7 protein-coding genes are annotated in these 13,198 nt (G+C 28.5%); 2 read left to right on the top strand and 5 right to left on the bottom strand.

Features of this window, described 5'->3' with window-relative positions; all coding sequences use genetic code 11:
- The first annotated feature begins 346 nt into the window (after positions 1–346).
- Complete coding sequence (locus ACMX2D_RS03475) at positions 347–739, top strand: hypothetical protein (protein WP_414972712.1); 393 nt, start codon at positions 347–349, stop codon at positions 737–739.
- Positions 740–857: 118 nt separating this feature from the next.
- On the opposite strand, the gene ACMX2D_RS03470 is transcribed toward ACMX2D_RS03475, so the two are convergent.
- From ACMX2D_RS03470 to ACMX2D_RS03455, 4 genes are all read right to left on the bottom strand, one after another.
- A complete protein-coding gene (locus tag ACMX2D_RS03470; protein ID WP_414972711.1) occupies positions 858–2,528 on the bottom strand; it encodes a S1C family serine protease in 1,671 nt (556 codons plus the stop codon).
- 290 nt (positions 2,529–2,818) lie between these two features.
- Positions 2,819–4,003, bottom strand: coding sequence for a glycine C-acetyltransferase (locus ACMX2D_RS03465; protein WP_009447816.1), 1,185 nt, complete (start codon positions 4,001–4,003; stop codon positions 2,819–2,821).
- Positions 4,004–4,024: 21 nt separating this feature from the next.
- Positions 4,025–4,972, bottom strand: coding sequence for an NAD-dependent epimerase/dehydratase family protein (locus ACMX2D_RS03460; protein ID WP_414971355.1), 948 nt, complete (start codon positions 4,970–4,972; stop codon positions 4,025–4,027).
- A gap of 402 nt (positions 4,973–5,374) precedes the next feature.
- Complete coding sequence (locus ACMX2D_RS03455) at positions 5,375–8,770, bottom strand: ABC transporter ATP-binding protein/permease (RefSeq protein WP_414972710.1); 3,396 nt, start codon at positions 8,768–8,770, stop codon at positions 5,375–5,377.
- A gap of 487 nt (positions 8,771–9,257) precedes the next feature.
- Between ACMX2D_RS03455 and purD the strand changes: the two genes are divergently transcribed.
- Entirely contained in the window at positions 9,258–10,484 is a 1,227-nt protein-coding gene (gene purD / locus ACMX2D_RS03450) for a phosphoribosylamine--glycine ligase (RefSeq protein WP_414972709.1), read from the top strand.
- A gap of 410 nt (positions 10,485–10,894) precedes the next feature.
- Here purD and ACMX2D_RS03445 read toward each other — a convergent pair.
- The coding region (locus ACMX2D_RS03445; RefSeq protein WP_414972708.1) for a Cna B-type domain-containing protein at positions 10,895–13,198 on the bottom strand (2,304 nt) is incomplete at its 5' end.

The raw sequence follows: 13,198 nt of genomic DNA, 5'->3' as shown, positions 1-13,198 counted from the left end.
TATAATTACTCCTTGATTGCTCAAGTGTATATTATACCATAAAAAGATATCTATTTTCAAGTAATATCTACAATTTATTAGACTTATCCACAAAAATTGTGGATAAATCTCGATAATAAGTTAATTGTTAAAAAATTAATTTATATATAAATGTATAATACATTGACTTTGTTTTTTTTTGTGATATTATAGTAGTAAGAAATCGGTTCACCTTAATGATGTAAAATTTTTTGGGAGGGTAGTATGTTTTACATTAACTATAGTAGGTATAAAAACGGAGATTTATTAAGTCTTTTTAAATTTAGTAGTTGATTAGTATTGTTTTATTTTTAGTGGGAGGTAAGATATGAAAAAAATTAGTAAAGTATTATTATGTTTTATGATTTTACTTTTAACTTCTTGTACGGGAAGTAATGAAATTAAAAATTATTACGGAAGAAAATTTGTTGGTAAAAACGGCGGAGATATTATTATTACCGAAAAAGTTGTGATATACTCAGGAGAACCGAGTAAAATAAATCCGAATTCAACTCCTGAAGATATTAATAAAGCAAAAGATAAAATGAAAAAAGAAAATGCAGCGACATTTAAAAATCCTAAAATCGTAAAAAAAGGCGATAAAAAATATTTAACAGCAGATAAATTGGAATACAAACTTTCATTTGTAGATGATGAAACAATTATTGATGAAGATGACAATTATGAATTTAAATTATCAAAAGATAGCATTTACAAATAATAATTAAATAAATAAAACTTACAACAAAAAAAGTTATGAATTATTTTCATAACTTTTTTCGCATTTATTTATTTATTTTTACGGAGGATTTATAAAAAAATCTCTACTAATATGCTAATTAATTGTTGTTGTTACTGTTGTTATCATCATTTCCATCAAAATCTTCTTCATTTCCATTGTAATTGTCATTGTTACGATTACGATTTGGATTAAAACTGTTTTGATTTTGATTTTGTTTTGTCTTATTCTCAACTTTATTTAAGTCAAATTGTGAGAATTTAACTTCTATTGTAGTTGTCTTTCCATCTCTGTAAACTTCAATTTTAACTTTATCGCCAATCTTATAGTTCAATAAGGCAGCTTTTAAAGTTGAGTTTGATGTAACCTTTGTATCTCCAACTTTTGTTATAATGTCTTTTGGTTTTAATCCTGCAGATTCTGCCGGAGAACCGGATAGGACTTCATGAACATATACACCTGAGTCAACAGGTAATTTTTCTTGTCCTAGAACATTATATCTTGATACATCTATACCTCTTATACCAAGTGATACACTTTCAAACTTACCGTTTTTAATTATTTGTTCCAAAATCGGTTTTGCCAAATTTGAAGGAATTGAAAATCCGATTCCGTCACTATTTCCGGCTTTTGCTGTATTTATTCCGATAAGTTGTCCTTTATCATTAAATAATCCACCACCACTATTTCCAGGATTTATTGCCGCATCTGTTTGGAATAAACCTTCCATAGTTGAGCCGTCTTGTAGTGTTATAACTCTATCTTTTCCTGAAATATATCCGGAAGTTAAAGTTGATTTTAAATTTATACCAAGCGGATTACCTATTGCTATAGCTTTATCCCCTATTGAAACTTTTGAACTGTCTCCAAATTCAACAGGTTTTAAATCAAGTCCTTTAGGATCTATCTTAATAACTGCTAAGTCTAAAGTTTTATCACTCCATAGAACTTTGGCTTCTCTTTTAGTTCCGTCACTCAATATTACTGTTACGGATTTTGTCTTTGAAGGGTCAACAACGTGATTATTAGTTAAAATATAACCTTCTTTGCTTACGATAACCCCTGAGCCAAGTCCACTTGTTTGTTTTTGAGTTGAGAACATATCTTCGGAAACCCCTACAGTTGTTATCCCTACAACTGATTGCATAGCTTTTTGTGCAACAGCTTTTTCTACAGTTGTTCCGCCTGATGTATCTGCATTTGTTGTATTTGCATTTTGATCAGTTGGAGCTTGATTTAAAGCTGATTTTTCACTATTATTTTTCTTTAGATAATAACTTGTTCCACCTATACTAATTGAACTAGCTAAGATTATAGCTAAAACAAATTTTGAGAAAGATTTAAGTCTATTTCCTTTTTTTCTTTTTTCAAATTCCTTTTGAACAAGTCCGTCAACATAAGCTTCAAATTTTTTATCTTTTTCATTTGAGTCTTCCATATATTCTTCATCGTAAATTTCCTGTTCAACGGAACAATCATAAGGCTCTTCAATCTGTTCTTCGATATATTCTCCATAATCTTCATCACTTATATTATTTATTTCATCTATATCATCTTGATTGAACAATTTTTGTGTTTCATTTATTTCATCCATATTAGACATTTCATTTATTTCGTCTATATCAGATGATTCAGTAATATCATCTTTTACTTCTTCATTTATTATATCTTTTACTTCTTCTACTTTTTCTGAAGTTTCTTCTATATTTTCTTTTATATTTTCAGTATTATTTTCATTTTCATCAAAAATATTATCTCTTTTATTATCCATAATAAATCACCTCGTTTTTAAATATCATTTATTATCTTGAATATATTATAATCTGTCAACCTTAAAGTAAACTTAAAGAAAAAACTTTTTTTAAAAATTTTTTAAAAATATATTCAAAAAATAATTTTACTTGCCGATAGTGTAATACAATGAATTTTAAGATAAAATATATGTATTCTCTATCAACTGTAAACATTATATCGTTAAAAACTTAAATGAAGTTAAAAAAAGAGGAGATTTTTTCTCCTCTTTAAAAATTTTGATAATATTATGAAAAACTATTATTTATACTAGATGATTCCCATATCTTTTCCAGCTAATTCAAATGCTTTTACAGCTTTATCTAATTCTTCTTTACTATGAGCTGCAGAAATCATACAACGAATTCTTCCTGTTCCTCTTGGTACAGTTGGGAATACTATAGCTGAACCGAATACTCCGTATTCTCTTAATTTTTTAGAAAATTCCATAGTCTTAGCTTCTTCTCCGATAATTACAGGAGTAATTGGAGTTTCTGAGTGACCAGTATTAAATCCTAATTTTCCTAATTGTTCTTTAAAGTATTTAGCATTATCCCAAAGTTTCTTTTGTAATTCATCTGATTCAATTAAAGTTTCAACAGAAGCTATACAAGCTGCAGTATCTCCAGGAGATAAAGTTGTACTGAATAGTACAGGTCTTGCTCTGTGGTTTAACCATTCGTAAGCAACTTCGTTACAAGCAACATATCCACCTTTAACTCCGATAGCTTTTGAAAGAGTTCCTATAACAAAGTCAACTTTGTCATGTAATCCGAAATGATCTACAGTTCCTCTTCCGTGGCTTCCCATTACTCCTGAACCGTGAGCGTCATCAACATAAGTTAATGCATTATATTTTTCAGCTAATTTTACAATTTCAGGTAATTTTGCAAGGTCTCCGTCCATTGAGAAAACACCGTCAGTAATAATTAAGATTGTCTTATATTTTCCTTGAGCTTCAACTAAAACTCTTTCAAGGTCTTCCATATCGCTGTGTTTGAAAACTGCTTTATCAGCTTTAGTCATTCTAATACCGTCGATAATTGAAGCGTGGTTTAATTCATCAGAGATAATTAAATCGCCTTTTTCTGTAATTGCTTGGATAGTTCCTATATTACAATCATAACCTGATTGGAAAATGAATGCTCTTGGAGATTTTTTGAAAGTTGCTAATTTCTTTTCTAATTCTTCGTGTAAATCCATATTTCCGATGATAGTTCTTACAGCACCTGCTCCAACACCATATTTTTCAATAGCTTCTTGAGCTTTTTTCTTTAAAACAGGATTATTAGCAAGTCCTAAATAGTTGTTTGCTGATAAATTTACCATTTCTTTTCCGTCAAGAATAATTGTTGATGAATTCTTTCCGTTTAATACAGGTAATGTACGATAAACTCCATCTTCTTTTAACTTATTAACTTTTTCTTGTAAAAATTCTAAATCATGAATACTCATATCTCTATCTCCTATCTATAACTATTTTAATTTTTTGCTTAAGTTTTCTAACATATCAACTGTCATTTTGTCTAAATCAAAACTTGGTTTCCAACCCCATTGTTCTCTTGCTGCAGAGTCATCTAATGAATTTGGCCAGCTTTCAGCTATAGCTTGTCTAATTGGATCTACATCGTAGCTTAGTTTAAATTCAGGCATATATTTTTTGATACTTTCTTCTAAAATTTCCGGTGTTAAACTCATAGCTGTAATATTGAAAGCATTTCTGTCTTTTAGTTTTGTAGGATCAGCTTCCATTAAATCAACAACTGCTTTAAGTGCATCAGGCATATAAAGCATATCCATTTGAGTTCCTTTACCTATATAAGAAGTGTAAGCTTTGTTTTTAATTGCTTCATAATAAATATGAACTGCATAGTCAGTTGTTCCTGCACCAGGTAGTGTTTTATAAGAAATAATTCCCGGATAACGAACTCCTCTTACGTCAACTCCAAATTTATTAAAATAGTAATCACATAAAAGTTCTCCTGAAACCTTTGTTACTCCATACATAGTATTAGGTCTTTGAATAGTAACTTGTGGTGTATTATCAAGTGGAGTACCAACTCCAAATGCTGCTATTGATGAAGGAACAAATACTTTTGCATTTAATTCTCTTGCAACTTCTAAAGTATTTACTACCCCGTCAACATTAACCTTCCAAGTTAATTGTGGCATACTTTCTCCTCTAGCAGAAAGTATTGCTGCTAAATTTACAATTGTATCAGCCTTAAATTCTTTCGCTAATTCAAACATTCTCTTTGGATCAGTAACATCTAATGTTTCAAAACGAATATCTTCGATAGCCGCTTTGTTTGCATCTGAACAGTCTGTAGCTAATATATTTTCTCTTCCATAAATGTCCCCCAAATAAAGAGCCAATTCAGTACCTATTTGTCCAAGTGCTCCTGTCATTAAAATCCTTTTCATTATTCATTCTCCTTTCAAAATCATTGGGTAAAGTTTTTACTATCCAAATGTTATTATACATCAATTTTAATCACTTTACAACACCCTGTATTAAAAAAATTAATATTTTTATATGGCATATACGGATAAATAATTCAAATAATATTATAATAATAAAGCAGAATTTGTAATATCTTTTTTAAAGCTATAAAACTTTTATTTGTCTATTAATACTATTTGTCATTAAAAATATCGTTGTCCTGTAAAATTTTAAACAGAAAATCTTTTGAAATAATATATCAACTCATTTTTCGTCTTTAATCTTCATTTTATTGTAAAGATATTTTTATATAAATATAAAACCAATAAAATATATCCAACAAAAAAACTAAGGAGATTATCCTTAGTTTTTTACTAAATTTACTATTCTGTTCTCAAAGCTTCAACAGGATTTTGTTTTGCAGCACTCTTTGAAGGAATAAATCCACCAATTAAAGTTAAAATCATACTGATTAATATTAAAGTTATAGCCTGTGGAATTGATAGATAAGCAGTTATATTCGGCATTTCGGTAACTTTTCTTATTATAATATTTATCGGTATTAGTAATAAATATGTTATTCCAATTCCAAGAATCCCAGCGAATAAGCCGATTATTCCGGTTTCTGCATTAAAGACCTGTGATATATTTTTCTTTGAAGCTCCGATTGACCTTAAAATCCCAATCTCTTTTTTTCTTTCAAGTACACTTATATATGTTATAACCCCAATCATAATAGAAGAAACTATCAAAGATATGGATACGAATGCAATTAGTACATAGCTTATTACATTTATAATTGTCGTTACAGAAGAAAGTATTGTTCCGACTAAATCTGTATAAGTTATCACTTTATCATCTTCTGAGTTATTTTTTCTCATCTCATTGTATTTATCGAGTAGAGAAATTATTGACTGTTTTGCTTCAAAATCTTTAGGATAAATACTGATTTTAGAAATATCCTTATCTTCAACATAGTTAAATAATTTCATATTGTTCTCATAAGAACTTTCATTACTATTAGTCATAGCAGTAATTAGTGATTTTATCTCTTCCTCATTTAAGTTCATAGAAAAGGCATTGCCTAATTTACTTGGATCTATTGATATTGCCTGTGGCAAATTTTTCATAGAAGATGTTAGAGCCTCTTTAATGCTATTAGCTATTGCTGATGAAAGATTTTTAATTAAACCATCTACAAAATTTTGTGAAGAATTTTGATTTCCTGATAAACTGGAATTAATTAAATCTTTTACTCCTGAAGAAATCATATTTTTTGCATCTGCTGTTCCAATATAAGAATTAAAAGACTCTTTTAATTTAGATGGATCAGGCTTATTATTTTCTTTGGCATATTTCAAATATCCATTTGACAGAGCCTTTGATAATTCTGCTATATCCTTATTATCGAGTTTTAAATTTTCTCCTAAAGAATTTAATAGTTTTCTAGTTTCAGCTGAAACTTTTCCTCTAGCTTCAGGAGTTTTAAAATACTCTAATAAATATTCATTAAATTTATTAGGATCAGTGTAATTATTCTTTTTCGCAAATTCCGGATAGCCTGACAAAATAGATTTCATTATATCAGTTATCTTTTCATTTGTAATCAAAGTTCCACTATTTTTAGAAATCATCTTTCCAAAAAATTCCTTTAGAATATTTTTTGCATCATCAGTCTTCATATAATCACTTATTGACTTTGGCAATTCAATATAATTAGTTGAAGGATTTTTAGAAGAAAATTCTAAATATCCTTTTAAAATATCACTGATTAATCGAATTAATTTATCCGAATCAAGTTTAATATCTAAATTTTTTAAAAAATCATTATTTCCGATATTATTCAAAATTTTTGAAAAATCAATATTATTCATTGAATTTACATTAAAATTTAATTTAGAAGTATCTATTTTAAATACTTCAGATAGTTTTTTCTGATCTATTGAAAATAATTTTGCAAAGTCTAAATTTTGTTTAATTTTTTCTCCAAAAGGAGCATTTGTTAAAATATTGGTATTTGGGTTTTCTTTTTGAGCCTTTACAACTTCACTTTCTTTAGATATTTTTCTTAAATTTGTTTCTAACTCATCTCTATACCAAATACCTGTTGGCAAAATGGAAGAATTTTCATCACTATTTGGAGAAGCTATTCCAACTATTTTTAAATTTATTGACTTGTTTTTTAAAAGATTTTCAACAAATGACAAATCTGAAGAATTTTCTATATATACTTTATTTTTAGAGTCATAAGAATAAAGCTGTGAGCTACTTAAAACTTTAAATTCTCTACCAACTATATCTTCATATTTCCAAGAAATATTATCCTCTTCTATAACATTTTCTTCTCTCTTTTCAAATTTTTTTGCCATTTTTGAAAGCTCATCATTATCACGAAGTCCTAATGAATAAAAAATAAAATCGGATAGAGAACCCTTTGAATTAGTTATTACTATAGCTTCATTTTCATTACTTGGCCAAGAGCCGAATTTTAAAGTATATTTATCCTTATATATTTCTTCATCTTTAGGTAATTTAGAAAAAGCCCTCATAGAATTTCTTGAAAACATAAAATTATTAGATGAAAAACCCATAGACTTAAAAGCCTCATTTGGATTTACTTTAACATATTTTTCATTATTTAAAGTATAAATAATAGGTGTAATATCGTATTTATATTCTATCGCCTTTGAATAATCATAAATAGCTTTCCCGTCATTTTCAAAATATCCTTTTAAAGAAGATAAATCATTTTTATTAATTGCTTTTAACATTTTTTGAATAGTTTTTACTTCGCTTATATCTCCATCATCTTCTTTACTTGAATTTTCAAAGATTTTAGACATTGAAAAACTACTGCTGTCAATCTCTATCGGATATGAAACCATAGTTTCCTCTTCGGTATCCTTAATAAACTGATTTACACCATTGGATAAACCCAAAATTAAAGCTATACCGATTATTCCGATTGACCCTGCAATTGCAACCATTAGAGTTCTTTTAAATTTAGTTTTCAAATTATTAAAACTCAAAGCTATACTTGTAGAGTATGACATAGAAGATTTTCCAAAATTTTTATGAACTCCATTGCTCTCATTTTCTAAAATAAAAGGATTTGAATCAGAAATAATTTGTCCGTCATTTAATTCAACAATTCTAGTTGAATATTCATTTGCCAACTTTGGATTATGAGTAACCATTATTACAAGTCTATCTTTTGCAACTTCTTTAAGTAACTCCATAACTTGAACACTTGTTTCTGAATCAAGTGCGCCTGTAGGCTCATCTGCAAGTACAATGCCGGGATTATTTACAAGAGCTCTGGCTATGGCAACTCTTTGCATTTGCCCACCGGATAGCTGATTAGGCTTTTTATGCATTTGACTTTTAAGCCCAACCTTATCAAGCACATCAATAGCTCTTTTTTCTCTTTCAGCTTTAGATATTCCGGAAATGGTTAAAGCCAATTCCACATTGGCTAAAACAGTCTGATGAGAAATTAAATTATAACTTTGAAAAACAAAACCTATTGTATGATTTCTATAGCTGTCCCAATCTTCATTTTTGTACTTTTTGGTTGAAATTCCATCTATTAAAAGCTCACCTTGTTCATATTTATCTAATCCACCTATTATATTTAATAAAGTAGATTTTCCACTACCACTCGGACCAAGAATAGAGACAAATTCATTATCTCTAAAATTAAGAGATACATTATCTAATGCTTTTTGAATTAAATCCCCTGTTTTATAACTTTTACTGATATTCTTAAGCTGTAACATTCCCGTCCTCCTTTACTAAAATAAAATTCTTAACACAAGAATAATATACCCTTTTATATAAAAAATTAATTGAACATAGAAAAATTATCAATTCCAATTACTTTAAAAAATTAAAGTTGAAAAAAGTTGGCTCTGATGATATAATATGTATAATTTAACTTTGTTAAATTATACATATTTCATCATATTTACCTTAATTTAGTTATCAAAAAGAAAATATGATATAATTAATATAGTTTAACTTCGTTAAACTATATTAATTTCATCGTGTTTACCCTAAAAAATTTATCTAATCGGAAACACGATATAATTATCCAAGAACTTTGTTAAATTATATTTATTTCATCGTGTTTACCCTAAAAAATTTATCTAATCGGAAACACGATTTAGTAAATTTAATTAGATTATCAAAAATAGAACATATTATGAATTTAAGCTAATAATTATTTTATAATTTAGATATAAAAATACAAAAAGAGGTGATTTTATGAAAATACTTATTATAGGTAAGGGTGGTCGTGAACATGCAATGTTAAAAGCATGTCAAAAAAGCAAATTAGTTGAAAAAATTTATGTTTTACCGGGAAATTGCAAGATGGAAGGTGCTACAAAGGTAGATATAGATATGTTTGATATTGAACAAATTAAAAATTTTGCAATAAAAGAAAATATCGACTTAACAATTGTAGGACCGGCTGATGTTTTAGCACTTGGAATAAAAGATGAATTCAACAAAAACGGCTTAAGACTGTTCGGACCTACAAAATCTGCAACAAGAATTGAATCCAGCAGATATTTTACTAAACAACTTATGGAAAAATTAAAAATTCCTACAACTAAATATGTTGTATTTACAGATAGAGAACAAGCCTTAAAATTCGTTTCCGGAATTGAAAAATTCCCTGTAACTATAAAAATTGACTCAATTCCAAAGAATATGGGAATTTTTATTGCAAGAAGCAATAGAATGGCAACAGATATAGTTAATGAAATATTTGACGAAAACGAAAATTCAAAAATTTTAGTAGAAGAATATATTATAGGTAAAGAATTTTCAATCTTTGCATTAGTAAAAAATAACAAAGTTTATCCATTACAAATAGTTAAAGACTATAAGAGAACATCAGATAGCGACGAGGCTGAACATACCGGTGGTATGGGAGCTTGTAGTCCTGTTGCAAAAATTACAGATAATGAAATTGAACAAGTTGTAGAAAAAATCTTAAAGCCGATGGCAAAATCAATGTATGAAGACGGTTATGGCTTTGAAGGATTTTTATACGGCGAAATTGTTGTAACAAAAGACGGAATAAAAGTTCTAAGCTTCAATGCAAGACTTGGAGATCCTGAAGCAGAAGTGTTATTACCACGTTTAGAATCAGACTTTGTTCAAAATATTCTTGACGTAATGGACGACAAAGAGCCTGAAATCAAATGGAATGATAAAGTTTGCGTAGGTGTAGTTCTTGCATCAAATGGTTATCCGTCAAAAGAAAAATGTCAAGATAAAATTAATCTCGTTCCCGTAGAAAGTGATATTTACTTTATGGGTGTTGAAGAAAAAAATAATGAAATCTATGCAAAAGGCGGAAGAAATTTAATCGTAACAGCTATGGCAGAAGATTTTGAAAAAGCAAGAGAATTAGTTTACAGAGATATAGAAAAATTAAAAACTGACTCTTTCTTCTACAGAGAAGATGTAGGAAAATTTTAATAAATAAATTAAAACAAAAAGCATACTCAATAAAAATGAGTGTGCTTTTTTTAAGTCCTTTATAGTACTTACTATTATTTGTAAACAAATAATAGTAATGAGATCTCTCCATTTTGCTCCGCTACAGTCGAGATGACGTATTAGGAATATCTCTATGCAAAACATTTTGACGTGAATTATTTTGTTCTATATAATATGTTAAAATACAATAATATTAATTTTTTTCTATTTTATTTATAAAAATAATTTGATTTTTATTTACTGTTAACGTCTAGCCATAAAACGAAGTATTCACCTTTAAACGTCATTTCGGTCGAAATGACGTGTTGGGAGCTTTTCTTATCTAATTACTATGCTGTAAAATGAATTGTAAAATAAAAAAGAGAGCACAAACTCTCTTTTTTAGTTAACTATTTATTTCTTTTCTTTCTTGAAATTTGTAAAAGTCCAAGACTTAATCCAGCCATTGCAATGTATCCAAACATTTGTGTTCCAACTGATGTTTTTGGAACTCTAGGCACCGGTTTTTCTTTGTTAGTAATTACAAAACCGTCTTTTGCATTTCCTTCTATCTTGCTTTCATATCCTTTAACTTCTACTTCTTTTACTGTATATTCTATTTCTTTTCCATTTTCATCATATACAGGTAAATCTTTGAAAGTATGTTTCCAAGAATTTGCTTCGTTTAACTTCGCTGTTTGAATTTCTTTTCCATTTGCTAAAAGTTTCACTTCAATTTCTTTTAATACTTTTCCTATCCATTTCTTTTCTACTGAAACTTCTGTTTTTTGAACATTTCTATTAGTAATTACAAAGCCATCTTTTGCATTTCCTTCTATCTTACTTTCATATCCGTCAATATTAACTTCTTTTACTGTATATTCTATTTCTTTTCCGTTTTCGTCATATACAGGTAAATCTTTGAATGTATGTTTCCAAGAATTTGCTTCGTTTAACTTCGCTGTTTGTACTTCTTTTCCATTTGCTAAAAGTTTTACTTCAATTTCATCTACAGCTTTTCCTATCCATTTCTTTTCTACAGGAACTTCTGTCTTCGCTAAATTCTTATTTGTAATTACAAAACCGTCTTTTGCATTCCCTTCTATCTTACTTTCATATCCGTCAATATTAACTTCTTTTACTGTATATTCTATTTCTTTTCCGTTTTCATCATATACAGGTAAATCTTTGAATGTATGTTTCCAAGAATTTGCTTCGTTTAATTTTGCTGTTTGTACTTCTTTTCCGTCAGCTAAAAGTTTCACTTCGATTTCATCTACAGCTTTTCCTATCCATTTCTTTTCTACAGGAACTTCTGTCTTTGCTAAGTTCTTGTTTGTGATTACAAAGCCTTTATCCGCACTTCCTTCTATCTTACTTTCATATCCGTCAATATTAACTTCTTTTACTGTATATTCTATTTCTTTTCCGTTTTCATCATATACAGGTAAATCTTTGAATGTGTGTTTCCAAGAATTTGCTTCATTTAACTTCGCTGTTTGTACTTCTTTTCCGTCAGCTAAAAGTTTTACTTCGATTTCATCTACAGCTTTTCCTATCCATTTCTTTTCTACAGGAACTTCTGTCTTCGCTAAATTCTTATTTGTAATTACAAAACCGTCTTTTGCATTTCCTTCTATCTTGCTTTCATATCCGTCAATATTAACTTCTTTTACTGTATATTCTATTTCTTTTCCGTTTTCATCATATACAGGTAAATCTTTGAATGTGTGTTTCCAAGAATTTGCTTCATTTAACTTCGCTGTTTGTACTTCCTTTCCATCAGCTAAAAGTTTTACTTCGATTTCATCTACAGCTTTTCCTAACCATTTCTTTTCTACTGGAACTTCTGTCTTCGCTACATTCTTATTTGTGATTACAAAGCCGTTTTCTGCACTTCCTTCTACCTTGATATCGTATCCGTCAACTTTAACTTCTTTTATTGTATAAACTATTTTTTTACCATCTTTATACTTGTCAAGATTTGTAAATTTGCCTTTCCAATTTTCACTCTTCTTTAAAGTTAAAGTTTTTCCAGTATCTTTATCATTAGCAAATAATTTCACTGTTACTTCTTCAACACTTGCAGGTCCAACCCAACGTTTTTCTACAGGAATTTCAGTTTTTTCAACATTATGTTTGTTTTTGATTATAAATCCAGCAGCACCATCTACATGTCCTGCAACTATTTCAGTATCATATCCTTCTACTACTGTTTCTTCTTTAACAGTATATTTAATTTCGTTTCCTTGTGCATCATATTTGTCAAGATCAGTAAATTCGCCTTTCCAATTATTTTGTTCATTTAATTTTATTGTCTTATCAGTAGGAACATCATTCTTTACTAATTTTACAATTATTTCTTTAACTCTCTTACCATCTTGGTTATTATTATCTTCCCATTTCTTTTCTACAGGAATTTTTGTCTTTGCTACATTCTTATTTGTGATTACAAAGCCATTTTCTGCACTTCCTTCTATCTTGCTATCGTATCCGTCAACTTTAACTTCTTTTATTGTATAAACTATTTTTTTACCATCTTTATACTTGTCAAGATTTGTAAATTTGCCTTTCCAATTTTCACTCTTCTTTAAAGTTAAAGTTTTTCCAGTATCTTTATCATTAGCAAATAATTTCACTGTTACTTCTTCAACACTTGCAGGTCCAACCCAACGTTTTTCTACAGGAATTTCAGTTTTTTCAACATTATGTTT

The sequence above is a fragment of the Parvimonas oralis genome, assembly GCF_047608425.1.
Classification (GTDB): domain Bacteria; phylum Bacillota; class Clostridia; order Tissierellales; family Peptoniphilaceae; genus Parvimonas.
The sequence above is the reverse complement of the archived record's forward strand: the minus strand, read 5'-3'. Positions and strand labels throughout refer to the sequence as shown.

What these genes read in the sequence shown, in the direction of transcription:
- ACMX2D_RS03460 (WP_414971355.1), bottom strand. Translation starts at nt 4,972, where the DNA reads ATGAAAAGGATTTTAATGACAGGAGCACTTGGACAAATAGGTACTGAA.
- purD (WP_414972709.1), top strand. Translation starts at nt 9,258, where the DNA reads ATGAAAATACTTATTATAGGTAAGGGTGGTCGTGAACATGCAATGTTA.
- ACMX2D_RS03455 (WP_414972710.1), bottom strand. Translation starts at nt 8,770, where the DNA reads ATGTTACAGCTTAAGAATATCAGTAAAAGTTATAAAACAGGGGATTTA.
- ACMX2D_RS03475 (WP_414972712.1), top strand. Translation starts at nt 347, where the DNA reads ATGAAAAAAATTAGTAAAGTATTATTATGTTTTATGATTTTACTTTTA.
- ACMX2D_RS03465 (WP_009447816.1), bottom strand. Translation starts at nt 4,003, where the DNA reads ATGAGTATTCATGATTTAGAATTTTTACAAGAAAAAGTTAATAAGTTA.
- ACMX2D_RS03470 (WP_414972711.1), bottom strand. Translation starts at nt 2,528, where the DNA reads ATGGATAATAAAAGAGATAATATTTTTGATGAAAATGAAAATAATACT.